Origin of the sequence: Chitinophaga qingshengii, assembly GCF_014529935.1 — a bacterium.
Classification (GTDB): domain Bacteria; phylum Bacteroidota; class Bacteroidia; order Chitinophagales; family Chitinophagaceae; genus Chitinophaga; species Chitinophaga qingshengii.
Genome location: NZ_JACVFC010000001.1, coordinates 1,916,899 through 1,935,850, shown reverse-complemented (window position 1 = coordinate 1,935,850; position 18,952 = coordinate 1,916,899). Strand labels below are relative to the sequence as shown.

Sequence of the window (18,952 nt, the reverse complement as noted above, 5' to 3'; positions counted from 1 at the left end):
ACCCATGATCAAATCCTCAAAAAACCACTTTGGATAAAGTTAACCGTGCTGAATAACCCACCCCATGGCCGTGTAATCAAATAAAAGACAGGGGGGATTTACCATTAAATGTTATGAAAATGAAAAAGAAAAAACTGTCTCTGACCAAAAAACTGATGGTCAACAAATCAACTATTGGATCACTGAGCGACCAGAAAGACACCTTAAAAGGCAAGATTTCCTATCACACTTTTATCAATTGTGATGATGAAGTGCGCCGTAACGGCCATTTCTGCTAAAAAAAATGCCGCCGGGGAATACACGTTATTTCCCGGCGGCTGTCTGCATTTAGCGGATAACCTTTATCTCATAATCTGTTGTCAGACCATAATCATAGATATCATATTCATTCCCCGGTGGTTGCGTTTTTACATTGTACCATTTACCCGGATCTACCAGCCCGGGAGCGGGTTTGTTGTAAAAAGGCCCCAGCAGGTTTTTCAGGCTGCCGATAACGGTGACGGCTACTGTATTGGTTCCTTTTTTAACGAAGCCGCTGATGTCAAGCCTGTCGGGTTCGGCAGTGATGATACCGGCCAGGGAGTCATTCACTTTCACGGCAGCAACGCTGCCTTTCCATGCTCCTAATTCCACGGCATAGGCGGCCCCGGGATGATCTGCCTGGAATGTTTTGGTATAAGTGATACCCTGGCTATATAAAGGCATTCCCTGCTGCCGCCAATAGCCAGGCTGTATGGGCTGCGGCGGTATAATGCGCCAACCACGGGAGGCAGCTTCCAGGTTAAAATCGCCTAAAATATACACTGGTTCTATCTCTGCATACACGCTCATGGGTGTTACGCTCACAGCCAGCTCGTTATCGCCCGTTTTCAGGTAACGGCCGATCTGGTATACGCCAAAGGAGCGGTCCAGCCACCATTGCCCGGGTTCCTGTTTAACGGCGATGCCGTTGATTTTTACATCGTGCCATAACCCTGGTTGTTCTATCACAGCTTTGAAGTTTCCATAGGCAACACCATCTGCCAGGTTAAAACGGTAAATCGCCGTGTAACCGCTACCGGTAGAGAAGGTGTCTCGCTTTACAATGGCATCCTTAAACTGGGTGCGGTTATTCCAGGGATTACCTACGCCGTCTGTAAATCCATGATGTTTAAACGCGGTGTTGGACGCCATGCCCACGTGTATTTGTGTATACAGGGTATCCGATAGCTGCAGGTCGCAAAAGTCGATCGTCAGCGTGTTGTCTGCCGCTCTGCTGATGATGGTGGGAGAAGCGTTGACTGTTGCCCGGTTAGCTGGCGGCGGATTTCGCTGATAACCGGCTTGTTTTTTATCCGCGATGAACAACATCAGGCTGCCGGCAGGTGGAATATTCACCGTAAACTGTACCTTCTTGCCTTGTGTGGCGTAATCATAGCGGGAGATTTTCCCGGAATGGAGATCCATTTCGAGTACATCGGCGCCTGACGTGTGTATGTTGCCGTTAGTGGTTTCCGTCATGCTGGCGTTGGTGAACAACACCAGTTCGCCATTAGCCAGCCTCCGGCGCTGGTGATACATATTACCGCCGGTAGCGGAAAGCTGAAAACCGTTGTTGCGGAATTGGGATAACAGCACATCTCTGCTGCTTTCCTGCACCTGTGCCAGCTGACTGAATTTCGATAGTTCCGCATCAGGTGCGCCATCTACCATCCGCAGCGGCTCAAAACAAACGACCTTACCACCTGCAGCCATATACGTTTTTAACAGCCGGAAAGTGCCGCCGTCGATGTTTTCCATACCAGGCGGAACCACAACTGTTTTGTAGGCCCGTTTACCGATGATAAAGCGGTTGCCGGCTACACGGCCGGTGTCTTTGATAATATTCTCCGAACCCAGGTCATATTCCAGGTAGGCGCGTTGCATCAGCGTCACAAAATCATTAAACTTTTTGGTGATGTCGAAGAAACGTTGATTTTCTCCATCTCTGGCGTAATACATCCAGGCGGAGGTGGTAGGCTCTATTACCAGTATATCGTTATACTGCTGCCCTTGTGACAACAGGTAGGACAGGCGCGTGAAATAATGATTCATATACCGGTAATACGGCCACCACGGCTCATGATAGGAGAAGCTGGGCGGATAATCATATTTACGTGCACCCGTTAACGTCATAAAGGACAGGTGCTGGTTCATGAAATTGACGCCCAGTACAAACTGCCAGTCGGCCAGGCGTTTCATGTCTTTGAAGGTAAGCTCCCAACCACCGCCGCCATAGGTTTCCGACAGGGTACGTGTTTTCCCCAGCTGATTGGCTACGCTGGCTAATTCCCGCACGGCGCGGATGTTTCCGAACTGTACGGGTTTATCTTCATTAAACTGGTTAAACAACATATCAATGCCCGGCATCTGGTGCCAGGCATACATGGCCATGTTATCCGGTCCGTGATAGGGACTGGGCCAGCCATGTTCCCAATAGTGACCTGTCCAGGTAAGATGATGTTGCTGCATATACGCATACACGGGCTTAGACCAGCGGTCTATAAACAGCTGAAGCAGCACTTCGTAATAGTTGTGACGTACCCGTTTCCAGTCGCCGGTTTCTTTAAAGAGCGCGGCCAGGTGCAGACGCAGATCATATCCCCAGCGCTTGTAAAAGCTATCGAATAAATCGGGTGTCCAGCGTACGCAGTTCCGGCCTTCATTGATGATGGTGGGTTCGTCGGAGAAAACGCCTTTAATGGCTTTTCCGAATTCTTTGCCCGCTACTTTTTCATAGCCTTTGTACGTGACATCTATAAATTTTTCGGTGACGCCCTTCGCCATCAGGTCTACATAGGACACCCCGATAGGACCGGCCACTGATCCGCGGTTGGAGCGTTGGTAGTTTACTTTTTTGAATAGCTGGTAGCGGCCTGTTTTTCCGGTTTCTGTTTGTAGCTGTTGGGAGATGTCTTTAAACGCTCCGTCTACTTCTTTCAGGCACAGGAAATAAGGCGACAGGTCAGCCGGTAGCTGGTTGACTTCCTCCATGTACAACATCTGCCCCTGGTTGTAGGCTTCCGGCATGGCTTCGCCTACCAGTCCGCCTCCAAAGCCGGTTGGGTAGGAGTTTTCGTCGTATATCCAAATATTCAGTCCCAGTTTTTTGCCCTGCTGAACGGCGTATTCAAACAAGTCGAACCATTCTTTGGAGAGATATTCAGTAATGAGTCCGGGGCGTGGATGAATGATGATACCGCCGAAATCATTTTTGCTGTAATCCAGCAACATCGAATCGATGTTGTTTTTGGTGACTTTCGTATTCCATACCCAGAAGGGCACTGTTCCGTAATCCCGGCCAGGGTTTTTAAACCTGGCTGCTACGTCTTCGAATCTTTGCTGTGCTGTTGCCGGCGTGGCTCCTGACACCGCGGCGAGGGCCAGGATACTGCACAGCAACCGGGCAATATTTTTCTGCATAGGCTGCTATTTTTTGTTACTGATAGTTCGCGTCAAGAATTTTTACTTTATAAAAGCAAGCGCCATTCACTACTCTGGAGCCTTGCCATTGGCCGCCTGCGGTGTAAAAGTCGATGGTGCTGGTGGACCAGTCATTGGCGGAGCAACTGATTTGCGGACGCGGATTTTTATTTGCATCCGGCCTTACCAGTACCAGCTGGCCGCTGGGTTGGTTGCCCATGCCTTTTACAAAAGTGAGGTTATTGGTAGGCGCCATGGAGAGCGTTTTAGTGGTTTTGTTATACACATATTCGCCACCGTTAGTCGTTACCCACAAGAGATTTTTATTGCCCTGGTACGCGCTGACTTCATGTCCCCAGGCGGTGGGCAGCGTTGCCCGGTATTGTGTGAGTTCCGTTAACTCGGGCGCCGCGTCTGTACCGCCGATAGCCAGGGCTGTGAGGATATGTGCCTTGGTGGCTACATCCCGGCCGGTTACCCAGAGGCAGCGGAGTTGCGGGTCCCATAGAACGGCATGCGCCGCTGCCAGCGGAAACTCCGTATAGGTGCTGCTGTTAGCCCCCTGAGATGCCGTATATACCCTGATCCAGTTGCCATCGGAGGCTGCCAGGGCGATATTGCCATTCGGCAGCAGCTCCGCCGAATGCAGGTTGCCGCTAATTACTTTGGACCATACCCGTTGCCCGGAAGGATACGCGATAATAGCGGCCATGGAGTTGTCGGCGAGGGCTGCATAAGTGATGCTGTTGATAGTGCGTACTTTAAAATCGGTACCACCGCCAAACCGGTTGATTTCATCAGTGCTGAAGCCGAGGGTGGTGGTGGGAGACCACCGTCCCGTTTTGGCATTGGCAGCATTCCAGTCCGTAACCATCGGGTCATAGATTTCTATTTGTTTGGTAGCGCCATTGGTGAGCGCCAGCGGAAAGCCGGGATATGGTTCCGGCGTATTCACGATTGAAGGCTTTGGAGGAGCGGTGGTGTCATTACCGTTATTTTTGCTGCAGGCGGCGATCGTAGCACACAGGACAGCCCCTGATATGATTAGTTTCTTCATAAGATCAATAGTAGTTTGGATCGAAAGTTTTTCCCTTGTAAATGGCTGCTCCGCTAACGGTACGAGAGCCGGCGGCAGCGCCGTTGGTAGCATTGTAGAAGTTAACCACGGAAGTGCACCAGTTATTGAGCGTACAACCTGCACCGGGCTTTGTTTCCACCAGCGTATTTTGTCCGGGTTGACTGCTGATGGCTTTCACAAAGGTATCCTGTGCCGCCCCGGGTACGTCGCTGAAAGTACCGGTAGAGATGTGGAAAATATATACGCCGCCGTTAGTAGTAAGATACAGCTGGTCCGGATTATTCACATCGGCGGCAAGATCATGCCCCCAGGCGCTGGGCAGCACGGTATAAGATGTCAGCAGATCCAGTTTGGGATTGGTAATGGTGCCGCCGCTCCGGGGTGTATTGTAACCGTATTTCCGCAGTTCATTGCCCAGGGCCCATAGCACCTGGTGTGTCTGGTCCCACAGGACGGCATGTGCGGAAATAAAATAGTACTGTGTATTCACCCCATGATTGGGAGAAGGCTGGGAAGATGAATAGATACGAATCCAGCCCTGTGGCCATGCTGCGCCCGCGCTGGCGACAACGCTGTTGCCGTCCGGCAATATTTCCATGGCATGCAGCCGGGTGGTGTCGTTAAAACCCATTACCCAGAGTTTCTGTCCGCGTGTACCCGTTCCCGTATAGCGGGCGATGGTAGCCAGCCGATAGGAGGTGGCGGTGATCACCTGCGCGGTATTGGCAAATACGGTGTTGTTCCGGACTTTAACATCGGTGGGCGTATCCCAGAGGGGGAGCTCACTGGTAGCGTTATACGACAGCGCGGTGGCAGGCATCCAGCTCCACTTGGGCGTGGTCCAGCTGGCATCTGCGGGATCGTATACTTCCACTTTCCGGGTGGCCTGGTTGGTAATGGATACCCAGCAACAGGTAGCCAGTTCTGTTTGTGGTTTCCCGGTAGACACCATTTCTTTTTCCGCTTGTATGGCCGCTTCCTGCCGTTTGCAGGAAATGGCCAATACGATGGCGGTAAAAAATATCCAATGAACACGGAGAACCCTTAAGCAGGAAGTACCTGCCATGATATTGATATTTTTCATCGTGTATACTTTTTAGTTAGTATTCAGGATTTTGTGTCAGCTTGTCATTTAATAACATTTCGGCGTTGGGTATCGGGAACAGCAGCCTGTTTTGAGTTACATTGTAACTACCGGATTGCAGGTATGGATACAATGCCTTTTGTTTGATACCGAAGTCGGTCATTACTTTGATGGCGTTGCCGGTCCGTACCAGGTCGAGCCAGCGCTTGTTTTCGAAAGCCAGTTCTACTCTTCTTTCTTTCAGGATAAGTGTCTGCAAGGTTGCCTGGTCTGCTGTCGTGATATTGTGGCTGGCATTACCAAAGGCACGCTCCCGGACATTGTTCAGGTAAGTCAGCGCATCGCCTGATTTACCTTGCTGGTTCAGGCTTTCGGCCAGCAGCAGCAATACTTCGGCGTAACGGTACACCGGCCAGTCGTCGTTGGTTTGGTTACCGATGGCGTGAGTATGGAGAAACTTACGGGGAAATGGCCGTCCTACCTTACCAGCCGGCGCGGTGTAGTTCACGGACGATTTTACCGCGGTAGCCGTAAAGTCGTCGGTGGCGTTAAAAGTACCTTCGGCGATACCAACGGAAGCATCAAGACGCAGATCGCCGGTTTCGTAAGCGCTGATCAGGTCCTGTGTGGGCGTATTAAAACCGCCTACGTCGGTGATGCTGTTGAAATTAACACCGGTCACTACTGTTGTATTAGCCATCCGTGGCAGGAAATTGTATACAGATGCCGCGGTATTGGCCTGGGGAACCGCCAGTCCGGTGTTGAACTGAATTTCGAAAACCGATTCACGCCCGTTTTTATTGCCCAGCGCAAAAGCGTCGCCGTAGTTGGGGAAGAGGCTGTAACCCATAGCGGTGACCTGTTTCAAGGCTTGCTCTGCAAGGTCATATTTTTTCAGGTGAAGGTATACATCGCCCAGCAGGGTTAAGGCTGCGCCTTTGGTGGCGCGACCGGTTTGCGGAAATGCCGGTGCATCCAGTTTGGCGGCAGCATCGGTGGCATCGGCAATGATCAGGTCGTACACTTCCTGTACAGAGGCACGGGGAATGTAGGTTTCCTCGCGGTTCAGCGGAGCGTGTTTATAAATGGGCACGCCGCCATAAAAACGTACCAGGTCGAAATAGGAGAGGGCGCGGATAAATTTTACCTGACCAAGGATAAGATTACGATTGGCATCCGGCAGTTTAATATCATCGATATGATCAATGATCACATTCACCGCTGATATGGCGCCGAAAGCGGCATTCCATTTAGCGGGTGTCTGGTTGTTGTATTTATCATCCAGGAAATCGGCTACGTTGTAGCGGTTGATAGTAGCCACGGCCTGATCGGATGATTTATAATCATAGTGGGTATTGTCTGAACGCATTTCTCCCATGGTCCAGGCGCTTTTGCTGTTATAAAGACCACGAAGCTGCGCATAAGCGCCGTTGACAGCCAGGTCAAAATCATTCTGCGTTTTGAAGTAGGCGCCCAATGTAATGTTATTGGGATCAGTTTCGTTCAGGAATTTTTTGCAGGACGTCAGGCTTAATATCACGAATATAAAACAGGAAATCTTTTTCATGTGGTGCGGATTTTTAAAGGCCAAGGTTCAAACCAAATGTGAAGGTTCTTTGCAGCGGATATGCGCCCAGATCTTGTCCCTGCTGTGTTACAAATGCCAGTCCACCGGCGCTCACTTCCGGATTACCGGGGTAGCTGGTGAAGATGTATACGTTTTGCGCGGAGGCATATACTCTCAGGTTTCTGATATAAGGAGTCCTGAACTTTCTCAGTGTATACCCCAGCGTTATATTGTTGATGGTGAGGTGAGAAGCGTCGTGTATAAACAGGGTGTTATCGGTGCGGTAGGCTGCGGTAGTATTCGCCAGCGTACGTGCCACGCGGCCGTTGCCCGGATTCTCCGGAGAACGCCAGCGGTCCAGCAGTTCAGGCGGACCGTTAAACACGCCGTCCAGGTTGTAGGTACTTTCCTGCATACCATTTTTCAGCTTGTTGCCATAAGTGCCGGACATGGCGATGCTCATATCAAAGTTTTGGTACTGGAAGCTATTGGTGAAACCGAAGATAAAAGTCGGATTGGGATCACCGATCACGGTCTGGTCATCGGGGAAGGTAATTTTCCCATCGCCGTTTAAATCTTTGAAACGTACGGTACCGGCTTGTGAGAGGGTGGTGGTACCGGTGCCATAGTATTTAGGACCGGCATCTGCTTCAGCCTGATTTTTGAAAATGCCATCGAAGATATAACCATAGAACTGTCCTACCGGTTTGCCAACGAGGGTACGGTAATCGGTAAATTCAGAAAGGGTAGTCGTTGGTTTATCTGCAAAGGAAATATTGTTTAAGCCGATACGTTTAACCAGGTTGCGGTTAAAAGAGATGTTGAAATCCGTGTTCCATTTGAATTTGCCGACCATGTTTTTGGTGCTGAGCGTAAACTCGTGTCCCCATTGGGCAATATCGCCAAGGTTGTCCTTTACGGTGGAGAAGCCGGATGATTGTGGTACCGGTACGGTAAACAGCAGTCCGGTTGTCATCTTATCATAATAATCGTAGGAGAAATTGATGCGGTTACCGAACAGGCCAATATCGAATCCGATATCCAATTGCCGGTTGCGTTCCCAGGCCAGCCGCTGGTTACCGAGACTGTTTTGCACTTTTCCGGGAGCCATACCGGTGGAGAAAACGTAATTGGAATTATCGATGCCTGCCTGGGTGGTGTAGTTGTCTATTTCTGCCATGCCGGTTAAACCATAGGAGGCCTTGACTTTCAGCATACTCAGGTTTGTCAGGTGCTTGAGAAAGGGTTCGTCACTGGCTATCCAAACGACGCCTACGGAAGGGAAGGTTCCCCATTTGTTCTGGTCGCCGAAACGGGAAGAGCCGTCTCTTCTGATGGAAGCCTGTAACAGGTAGCGGTCTTTAAAGCTATAGTTTAAACGGCCCAGGAAAGACATGAGCGTCCAGGCTTTGAACTCCGTTTTATTCGTCGTAAAACGGGTAGCAGCGCTTAAAGAACTAACGCTGTTGTCCGGGAAATCGCGGCCTACCATATCGCTGAAGAAGCTGGTGGAACGTTGCAGCGTGAAACCGCCCAGCAATGCCAAAGAATGATCTTTGCCCAGTTGCTGCTGATAGTTCAGGGTATTTTCATTCAGCCACGTATAGTCGTTGTTGATAGTGGATTCACCCAGGGCGGTGTTATTCCCTGGCGGCGGATTCTCTATAGGCATGGCGTTGAAACCGCCGATGGAAGTAGAAGGGATGAACCGGTTGCGGGTCATATTGCTAAGATCGGTACTGCCGGAGGTGCGGAAGGTAAGCTGATCTGTGAGTTTTACTTCCGTGAAGATATTGGCCAGCAGGCGGAGGCGGTTAGCGTCATCTTTTACTTCGAGCAACTGTCTTAATGGATTGGCCCATACAAACTGATTGGTGAATCCTGAAATGCCCAGCGCGAGCGTTCCGTCGGGGTTGTAGGGAGAGCCCATGGTGGGCATCATAGAAGCGGAGGCGAAGATGGCTCGCTGACCATCTACGTTAAAACCGGCGCCCTGACGGTTGTTATGTTCCAGCTGGAAGGAAGGCGCTACGCCAACGCCTATTTTTACCCGTTTGCCCGGATTGAAGTCAGCGTTTACGCGCAGGGAGTAACGTTTGTAACCGGTGTTAAGCAGGATGCCCTGCTGGTTAAAATATCCGCCAACAACACTGACCGCTGCTTTTTCGTTACCTGCACTGACAGACAGGCTGTAGTTCTGCACGGGCGCGTTTCTCGTGAGTACACCAAACCAGTCGGTTCCTTCGCCGTAATCATCCGGGTTTTGATATACGGCAGGAATACCACCGGTATACCCCTCGTATTTAATTTTGTCTTCATAAAATCCTTTCATGTAAGTGGCCAGTTGCCGGGCATTCATGACAGGCGGTATCAGCTCCCTCATCAGAGAGGCGGAGCCGTAGTAGGAATTAAAATTGATTTGCGTAAGGCCCGCTTTACCGCGTTTGGTAGTGATCATCACTACGCCGTTGGCCGCTCTTGAGCCGTACAGGGCAGTAGCAGCCGCATCTTTCAGAATGGTAAAGGTTTCTATCTCATCCGGATTGATGTTGTTGATATTGTCAGGGTCGCCCAGCATGGGTTGTCCGTCTACCACTACCAGGGGCCGTACATTGGACGTGAAAGAAGCGGCGCCGCGGATACGCAGGTCCATACCTTGTCCGGGGCGGCCGGTAGTTTGTGCTACCTGTGCACCTGGCAGCTTGCCTTGCAATCTTTCTGCGAAGGTGCCTGTGGGTTGATCTTTGATATCGGCGGAGGACAGGGTAGCGACGGAGCCTATCACATTGCGGGTGCTTTGTTTACCATAGGCTACCACCACTTCATTGAGCTGGGAAGATGTTTGTTCCAGTTGTACGTTGATGATCGTTTGACCGTTGATGGGTACTTCTTTGGTGATGTATCCCAGGTATCGGAATTCCAGTATGCCACCGGCATCGGGTACGGTAAGGGAATAAGCGCCGTCGCTTTGCGTGGCGGTGCCGGTTTGGGAACCCTTTAAGCGTATAGCCACTCCCGGTAGCGGGTGATTGCTGATATCTGTTACCCTTCCTTTGATGGTGATAGCAGCCATAGCAGGAGTGGGTTTCCTTGTCACCACAATGGTGTTCTGGCGGATGGTATAAGTATAGGGCTGATGCGCGAAACATTGCTGTAACACCTCTTCCACAGAGGCATTGGAGGCCTGTATGGCTACCGGTTTGGCATCTTTTAAAATGTCCACATTCCACAGCACATTATAGGCAGTTTGTCTGCGGATCTGGCGGAATACCTCCTGGAGAGAAATTTCTCTGGCTGATAACGTTACCTTCTGGGCGTAGCTGGTGGCGCTGACTTCCATTAACGCTGCGATCATTAAAACTAAGGTCAGTTTCATTATCAACAGGATTTTTTTGTACGTGCGGCCGGCTTCTTCCGGGCACACGACCGGTATGTAAAATTTCATTACATTTGGATGTTTGGGTTTAAGAATAACTGTGACTATACTAGTGTTGAAACCTGGTTTTTGCAGGAGTCGCTCAAACTGGCCGGGGGTGCGGGAACACTCCCGGTTTTTTATACGTTCCTGTCGTTGTTTTTATGGCATAACGGTGATCCTCCTTCCTTCAATTTTAAAGTGAACAGTTCCGGTTAATTCCAGCATATTTAATACTTCCGTAACATTTTTGGAGCGGGATAAACTACCACCGATAGCTTTCCGGGAAACATCGCCCTGGTAGCTTATTTCCACGTCGTACCAGCGGCTGATCTGTTTCATGATATCGGCTACGTTTTCATTATTAAACAGGAAGTAGCCATTTTTCCAGGCTACGGCGGCTTCTGTATCTCCTTCCTGCAGCTGTAGTTTGCCGGATGTTTTGTTCAGGATGGCCTCCTTACCGGGGGCGAGTACACGGTTGTTTTCGCCGTAACCCACTTTGACGGCGCCTTCCAGCAGGGTGACGATGTTACGTTGTTCATCGGCATAGGCGTGTATGTTGAAGTGGGTGCCGAGTACCTGGACTGTCATGGGTGTTTCTGCACCGGCGTTGACGGAAACCAGGAAGGGACGGGCTTTGTCTTTTGCTACTTCAAAATAGGCTTCCCCGTTGAGTATGACTGTTCTTTCATTACCGGAGAAGGAAGTGGGGTAACGAAGGGATGAACCGGCATTGAGCCATACTTTGGTGCCGTCTTGTAAGGTGATCTGATATTGGCCGCCATAAGGTGTTTGCAGGGTGTTATAAGCGATGGGCGAAGTGTTGCTGCCGCTGAGGGTATTGTAGGCGAGATGTCCGCTGTCTGTTTTGTTGACAGCCGTATTGCCCTGTTGGGAGATGATGCCGTTTTGCGCTTCTTCCAGTATCACCTGATCGCCATTGGCCAGCGTGAGGATGGCTTTGTTACTACCTGGTACGATCTGCTGCGCGACAACAGGTGGCGTATTTTCGTGCATGCGTGAAAAATAGAAATAGCCAGCCAGGCAGAACATGAGCAATAACGCCGCTGCTGCCGGAATATAATACCAGGCCCTTTTGCGGGGCTGCGGTGCGTTAATTTGCCGGTTTAGTTGCGTGAGCATACGGAGGCGTACCTGCTCTTCCTCATCGGTATTGTCCGAGATCCATTCCACTGTTGAAGGAGGATGATCCTGGTACCAGGCCATGAGGGCTTCTTCTTCTGAGGGCGTAATAGAGCCATCCAGGTATTTTTCGATCAGGCGATGTATATGGTCGTTCAAGGCGTTTGTTTTATTGTTCTTCAGGTATGTACCATACAATTTGTATTTACCCTTAGTGGATACAATAATTTTTTATAGCAGTAATTTGCGGATGCGGTTTAATTATCTTCATAACGGGAAAATGATGGTCACAGGAATATGTACCATAAGGCAGGCATCTACCCTTAGTGGGTTTCAAAAAAAATCAGGGGAGCAATAATTTCAGGAGCAGGAGTAGCCCGATATGAGGCCGGTTCAGTTTTACCTTCAGCACTTTCAGGGCTTTGGTCAGATGTGCTTCGGCGGTTTTCTCCGCGATGCCCATTCTTCGGGCTACTTCGGGTATACTGAGACCTTCCTCTCTGCTTAATTTAAATACCAGGCGGCATTTATCCGGTAATGTTTCTACGATACCGTTAATTTGTTGCTGCAGGAAGCGGGTATATATTTTTTCTTCATCCCAGCTATCGATAAGCGGGTCGGCGGTTTGCTCCGCCAGCTGGTGCCTTCTTTTCTGACGGGCATATTGTTTAAAGACGGCGAGTCTGACGGCCGTAGCCAGGTAGGCGTTCACGTTATCGATATACAGTTCGTGCCGCCTGTTCCAGAGGCTCATAAACACTTCCTGGACCATCTCTTCGGCGGTTACCTTTTCCCTGCAATGGGCATAGGCAATGCCCAGCAGTTGTTTCCAGTAACGTTGGTAGAGTTCCGTGAATGCATGGCCATCGCCCTCGCGCAGGGACGCCATTAAGGCTGCATCCGGTTGTTGCTCGTACCGTTTCATGTGATCGGGAATGGTACACAACGTTATAAAAATAATCTGAGGAATTATAAGGGATCTTGAAAAGATAATACAATCGTAGCATTAGTAATTTAATGTATATGAAACCGGGACTGGATGAAATTATTTATATTGACCCTTTTATTCCTATCCTATGTCAAACATTGTCACCGCTTACCTGCGCATCAGAAAAACGAATAATACCCATCTGAGTGAAGGAGAACAGGAAAACCTGTTCAGGCACCTGGTCAACTACCATGGAGAATTTGGCTCTTATTGGGTCCGGGTGTTAAAAAAGTACCGGCAAAACCTGAAATGCCTGGATATACAATACGGATGCGGTAAGACCTGGTATGAGGACGCTTCTGAATACATCACGGATAACAGTGAGGTAGAAGTAGTGACACGGAAATGCAACGAAGGCGGACTTGATACAATAGAGCTGACCCGGTTTAAAGATGGGAAAGAAACATACGAAATCAGAGAACGGTTATGTACCTACGCTTTTGATAAAATCATGATCTTCAGCGATACCAATTGGTTGGCTGAAGAAGGCGCTGATAAGGATACCCACTATTCTGCCATATTAGATGTTGCAGGTACCTATCATAGTGCCAATGATAAATCGTTTGTGGATGTTTGGCGGGATGGTACACCTTTGTATGAAGAAGAATATCCTTACGACTATTTTGTACTAACGGAAACGGATAACTTTAAATTTACGGCCCCGGCTTTCCTGGTAGAACTACAAGAAAATAATTTTTCACGGATGCCCAACCATTCGAAAATGATCCTCTATTATAAGCGCAGAAAGGTAGCGTTACTGATGAAAAACTACGATAAGATAGAGGTCTCCACGGCCGATTATTGGGATAACTGCGCCGATGAAACCTGTCAGGATTGGTAGTGGTTACAAAAACTTAATACGCAGGTAATATTGAAACAGGCAAATTTGCATCGGTAATTCATATTTCCGATGGATCATAAAAAAGCTACTGATGGGGATTTGTGGCAGTATTGTCAGAATGACGATATGCAGGCATACAATGAATTGTTCAGCAGGTATTACCCCCGTATGTTCCGCCTGGCATGCCGTTATGTGCCGGATACCATGAGAGCGGAGGAGTTGTGCATGGACCAGCTGTTCCACCTTTGGGTAAAACGGCATGAGATCCGTATCATCAGTAACTTTTCCAGTTATCTTTTCCGGTCTATCCGCAACCGTATCATTAGTGATATGCGCCGTCATATCCCGGTGATGGCCGATCTGGAGGAACTGGCAGAGGAGCAGCAGCTGGACCGTCCTTCGGACTACCGGTTGTTGTCTGCCGAAGTGGAGTATTCTTACCGGGCCGTCCTCAATGAGCTGAGTCCGCAGCGTCGCCAGGTATTCACCCTGAGCCGGGAAGAGGACCTGACCTATCCCGAAATTGCCCGGCGGATGAACCTTTCGGTAAACACCGTGGAAAACTATATGGTGGCTGCTTTAAGTAGTCTGCGGAAAAGATTGAAAGAAAACGTACCCTCCGCTATTATCCCGCTTTTACTACTCAGCGATTTTCCTTCCTTGCTATAATAAACCGGATTCTCCGGGACATTTTCCATTTTTTCAACACGCTTCACGGTGGTACTGCCACCGTGATTTTTTTTTCAAAAAAAATATATCCGCATAGGTGGTACCCGATTCCCAATAGCGTCTTTCTTAACAGAGGTGTGTGTAAACCTCCAACCATGGGAAAAGCAGATCACTATTTATTACAACAATTCCTGGACGGCCGTTGCTCCGAAGAAGAGCGCCGCCAGGTGGCTATATTGCTGGAAACCCCGGAAGGCAGGGCTATACTGGATGAGTTGATGCGTCGCAGGGAAATGATGGCCTGGGACTATCCACCGGAAGAAAATGAGGAGATGCAGGAGCTGTTACGCCGGAGGCAACAGGAAATGCAACAACGTATAGCCGTGCACGAGGGCAAGCGATCCCGGACTATCGACTGGCGTAAATCACTGCGCTATGCTGCTATATGGGGTGGACTGATGATTTTGTCCGGCCTGGCCTTATGGAAATCCGGGAAAGGCCGTACAGATATACATTATGTGGAGATGACCAACCCAAATGGTGTGCCGGCCCGGCATGTACTGCCCGACAGCACCGTCGTATACCTGGCAGCAGGCAGTCGTCTTAAATATCCCGATACCTATCCCCAAACAGGCCGCAGTATTGAATTACAGGGTGAAGCATTTTTTGATGTAAAGCAGGATAAAGCGCATCCTTTCACGATACTGACTGGTACCATGCTTACCCGCGTGCTGGGCACCTCTTTTCGTATAACCGCTTACGATGGAAAAGAACAGGAAGTGATCGTGGCTACCGGTAAAGTGAGCGTCAGCATGGTACAGCAGGAAAAAGTAACGGAGCTGGCGCAGTTAACAGCCGGCCGTAAAATCACCTACCATCCTGCCACCGGCGAGGCGGTGCCCGGGATGGCAGATATCAGCCATATGGAACAATGGATGGCGGGTGACCTGATGCTGGCAGATATGACCATGGGAGAGGTGGCTACCATCCTGGAACGCCGCTATGGAGTTACGTTCCGCTTCGCCAATACCAACGCCGCGAAACATATGGTTAGCGGTACTTTCTCCGCTGCTTCCTCTCTGATGGAAGTACTGGATATGTTGGGTTTTGTGGGGAAGTTCAGCTACCGCCTTTCGGCAGATGGAAAAATATGCACCATTCAATAAATCCTAAAACATCACTATGGATAGAAACGCTACCTGACACGATTAAAAAAAAGTGTCCCGCCGGCGGCAGGACACCTTTCGCAAAAAGCCCTACGATTTGACGGTCCGAATGGCTTTACCGCAAGCACCGGGAAGTTCCCGGGGATTTACCAATCAAAAAATTCAATCAGTAAAACAGTTACAATAATATGCAAAAAAATACTTCCTCATCAGGATTATTGACCATGATGCTTCGAACGGGAAAGTACCTGTTGCTTTTCATGACAGCCATCGCCCTGATGATGCCACTGCCCGCTATCAGCCAGCAGCTGGAGGGCCAGAAGATCAGCCTGCAATTGTCCAACCGCACTATAAAAGAAGCACTGGGAGAAATACAGCAACAGAGCCCTTTTAAATTTGTTTATGGGGATGATATCAACAAATACAGCTCGGTTAAAGTATCCCTGCGTGCCGGCAATATCACCGTGAAAAGCGCCCTGGAACAGGTACTGAAAAACACCAACCTGCGTTTTACCCAACGCAATGATCATATAATGATTGATGAAAAACCTGCCGGCAGTACCCCTGCACGGCAGCAGGAGCAGGCGGTGCGTCCCGGACGTATCACCGGTAAAATCGTGAGCGACAAAGGAGAACCGCTGATCGGCGCTTCTATCCGCATCGCTGGCGACAACCGGGTTACCCAGTCCACCACCGACGGTAGTTATGCCTTCACCCTGGCGCCTGGTACCTATACGGTGGAAATCAGCTATATCTCTTTCCAGTCGCAACGCGTGACAGACGTGGTAGTAAAAGATAACGGCAACACACCGCTCACCGTGGCAATGAAAGCCAAAACCAATACATTAGACCAGGTAGTGGTGACTTCCGGGTACAAAAAAGCCAGTGTTTCCGGACTGCTGCTGAAGCAGAAAAACGCCGCTGCCTTGTCTGATGGTATCGCCGCTGAACAAATAGCCCGCAGCCCGGATAACAACGCTGCCGACGCACTGGCTCGGGTGACCGGCTTAACCACCATCGAAAAAAAATATGTAGTCGTACGTGGTATGGGCGAACGCTGGAATGAAACCGCCATCGACGGTGTTACACAACCCAGCACGGAACCGCTCCGCAAAGCGTTTTCATTCGATCTGATACCGGCCAGTCTCATCGATAATATCGTGGTGAGCAAAACGCCTACGCCGGATATGAATGCCAACTTCACCGGTGGTTATGTACAGGTCAATACCAAAGATATTCCTGATCAGAACTTCCTCACCGTGTCGCTGGGGACTTCCTATAATGATCTCAGCACCTTCCGGGAACAATTGGGCCGTAAAGCCGGTAAACACGACTTCCTGGGCTTTGACGATGGCCGCCGAAACCTGCCGGGCCGCGAGCAGGTGAAAACGCTGGACGGTCTGAAGACCGATGTTTATAAAGATCCGTTGAAGAACCCTGCACTCTATGAACAATCACGTTTATTCGTGAACGATAATTTTACTACCTACTCCAGCAACACGCCTTTAGGCCTCCATCTTAAACTGGCCGGTGGTAAGGTCATCTCTCTCGGTAAAGAAAAAAGGAACAGGCTGGGAGCTGTGGCGGCGGTATCTTTCAGAAATTCACAGGAAAGGGAACAAATTGACTTTATTTCCCGGGGTGGCTGGCAAAACGCGCTGGGACTGAACCTGGCAGACGATCATCCTAATGCATCATACCTGAATACCGGTAATACCTACAATTTTAATACTACCTGGGGCGCCTTGCTGAACGTAGGTTTCCAGACACCTAAAAGTAAACTGGCCTTCCGTAATATCTATTCCCATATCTTCAACCAGGACTTTACCCGGGTAGTAGGCTGGAATAGAGACCAGGTCAACTACAAAACAGATATTCCCGCTATTGAAGAAGTAAACAGACCTTTGTTCACTGATTTTGTACAACACAAACTGGAAGGCCGTCACCACCTGCGTATCGCTGATCTGGACTGGAGCCTTGCCCATACCTCCATCAGCCGTAATCAGAAAGATGTGACTTACCTGAGTTATTCCAACGCCATGGTAAACGGTGAAGTGGTGAACTTCCCGGTTACCAATACCATTAACTCTGCCAACCGTTTCCCTTTCAGCCGTGGTACATACAGCTACAAGGGTAAAGACCTGAACTGGAGCGTGGCCGCCGCTTTCCCTTTTAACATCCGCAGCGAAAAACAAATTTTCAAACTCGGTTATTTTGGCGCCGACAGAAACGGGGCACAGGATTATTTTGAAGCCGGGTTGTATAACCTGTCTAATAACCTGCCCAGGGAGTTCCTGTACAACTCCGCTGCCCGGCTACAGAACCCCGAAAATTTCCGTGAGAAAGGGCTGGCCTGGGTACCTACTTACGCCGGTAACTCAAAGTATGAAGGAAAGGTATTCCAGCACGCACCTTTTGCCATGTTTGACAACCGTGCCGGTAAATTCAGGCTGGTATGGGGCGTACGTGCCGAATACTATAAATATGAGGAGCTGCAAAACCCGAATGACGGACGTTATGGAAATGAGGACAAACCGCTGCCGGAAGATAAAAAGTGGCGGTATTTGCCTTCCGCTAACTTTACGTATAGCCCATGGCGTGATTTCAACTTCCGCCTGGCTTATGCCAAAACCGTTTCCAGACCACAATTTGCAGAGAGGAACCGTTTCTCTTATTACGATCCTGCGTATTCCGCCTATATATGGAATACACCGGTCAAATCCTCTATTACCGATGGTTATGACTTTAAAGCAGAATGGTACCCTGAGCCGGGTGACGTACTCTCTGGTGGTGTGTATTACCGCGATATGGCCGATCCTATCGAAATGTATAACTTCTTTTCCGCTACCAATAAAAGCGAATTCACTTTAAGAAATTCAAAAAGGGCGCAGGTATACGGGCTGGAAATAGATGTGCAGAAGAACTTCGGTTTTATTCATGAAACACTCCGTAACCTTCGTTTTACCGGTAACTTCTCTTTAAACAACAGTAAGGTGGACACCTATGGTTATACTTCCATTGATGAGGAGGGTAACCCGCTGGAAAAAGACGCGAACGGATCTCCCATCACCAAAGAAGTAGTATACCGCGATAACCGTCCTTTATACGGACAATCACCCTACAGCTATAACGTAGGCCTGTCTTACACCGGCGGCCGTTTAGGCGCTAATGTGCTGTATAACAAAACAGGCAGAAAATATACCCTCGTTGGTTCTATGCTTCGTTATGCGGAGATGCAGGCGCCTTATGGTAAAGCAGACCTGCAGCTGAGCTATAAATGTCTCCGCAATAAAAACCTGGAGGTAGTGCTGAATATCTCCAACCTGTTCAACGAAAGCATCCTGTATTATAACAACGACGCCAGCTACGAATATGATGCGGAAGTGAAAAATGTAAATAACCAGATGGACCCACGGTTGGGCAACCCATCTTTCTACACCAAACATATTGTGTTGAAACCGGGTAAGTCTGATAACTACGACAAAGGTGATCAGGTGACCTATAAAGCACATACCGGACGGCGGTTTACCCTGAATTTGAATTATAAATTCTAAAAA

12 protein-coding genes are annotated in these 18,952 nt (G+C 49.4%); 5 read left to right on the top strand and 7 right to left on the bottom strand.

Features of this window, described 5'->3' with window-relative positions; all coding sequences use genetic code 11:
* Positions 1–119: 119 nt before the first annotated feature.
* Positions 120–278: a class I lanthipeptide gene (locus tag ICL07_RS07320; protein WP_188087265.1), complete on the top strand. Its 159-nt coding sequence runs from the start codon at positions 120–122 to the stop codon at positions 276–278.
* Positions 279–327: 49 nt separating this feature from the next.
* Here ICL07_RS07320 and ICL07_RS07315 read toward each other — a convergent pair whose 3' ends face one another.
* The 7 genes from ICL07_RS07315 to ICL07_RS07285 all read right to left on the bottom strand — a co-directional run bounded on the left by ICL07_RS07315 (position 328) and on the right by ICL07_RS07285 (position 12,656).
* Positions 328–3,441 carry a glycosyl hydrolase gene (locus ICL07_RS07315; protein ID WP_188087264.1) on the bottom strand — a complete coding sequence of 1,038 codons (3,114 nt, stop codon included), beginning with the start codon at positions 3,439–3,441 and terminating at the stop codon, positions 328–330.
* Positions 3,442–3,457: 16 nt separating this feature from the next.
* On the bottom strand, positions 3,458–4,498 hold the full coding sequence (locus tag ICL07_RS07310; protein ID WP_188087263.1) for a DUF6528 family protein: 1,041 nt from the start codon (positions 4,496–4,498) through the stop codon (positions 3,458–3,460).
* Between the two features lie 4 nt (positions 4,499–4,502).
* Positions 4,503–5,603, bottom strand: a complete 1,101-nt coding sequence (locus ICL07_RS07305; RefSeq protein ID WP_188087262.1) for a DUF6528 family protein — start codon at positions 5,601–5,603, stop codon at positions 4,503–4,505.
* A 16-nt stretch (positions 5,604–5,619) separates the two neighbouring features.
* A complete protein-coding gene (locus ICL07_RS07300) occupies positions 5,620–7,170 on the bottom strand; it encodes a RagB/SusD family nutrient uptake outer membrane protein (protein WP_188087261.1) in 1,551 nt (516 codons plus the stop codon).
* A 13-nt stretch (positions 7,171–7,183) separates the two neighbouring features.
* On the bottom strand, positions 7,184–10,546 hold the full coding sequence (locus ICL07_RS07295) for a TonB-dependent receptor (protein ID WP_188087260.1): 3,363 nt from the start codon (positions 10,544–10,546) through the stop codon (positions 7,184–7,186).
* A gap of 201 nt (positions 10,547–10,747) precedes the next feature.
* The gene (locus tag ICL07_RS07290) at positions 10,748–11,890 is read right to left on the bottom strand and encodes a FecR family protein (RefSeq protein WP_188087259.1); all 1,143 of its coding nucleotides are present in this window, start codon (positions 11,888–11,890) and stop codon (positions 10,748–10,750) included.
* A gap of 184 nt (positions 11,891–12,074) precedes the next feature.
* On the bottom strand, positions 12,075–12,656 hold the full coding sequence (locus ICL07_RS07285; protein WP_188087258.1) for an RNA polymerase sigma-70 factor: 582 nt from the start codon (positions 12,654–12,656) through the stop codon (positions 12,075–12,077).
* 151 nt (positions 12,657–12,807) lie between these two features.
* Between ICL07_RS07285 and ICL07_RS07280 the strand changes: the two genes are divergently transcribed.
* From ICL07_RS07280 to ICL07_RS07265, 4 genes are all read left to right on the top strand, one after another.
* Positions 12,808–13,560, top strand: coding sequence for a hypothetical protein (locus ICL07_RS07280; protein WP_188087257.1), 753 nt, complete (start codon positions 12,808–12,810; stop codon positions 13,558–13,560).
* A 69-nt stretch (positions 13,561–13,629) separates the two neighbouring features.
* Positions 13,630–14,229: an RNA polymerase sigma-70 factor gene (locus ICL07_RS07275; protein WP_188087256.1), complete on the top strand. Its 600-nt coding sequence runs from the start codon at positions 13,630–13,632 to the stop codon at positions 14,227–14,229.
* Between the two features lie 155 nt (positions 14,230–14,384).
* Positions 14,385–15,395, top strand: a complete 1,011-nt coding sequence (locus ICL07_RS07270; protein ID WP_188087255.1) for a FecR family protein — start codon at positions 14,385–14,387, stop codon at positions 15,393–15,395.
* Positions 15,396–15,583: 188 nt separating this feature from the next.
* The gene (locus ICL07_RS07265; protein ID WP_188087254.1) at positions 15,584–18,949 is read left to right on the top strand and encodes a TonB-dependent receptor domain-containing protein; all 3,366 of its coding nucleotides are present in this window, start codon (positions 15,584–15,586) and stop codon (positions 18,947–18,949) included.
* Positions 18,950–18,952: the final 3 nt, after the last annotated feature.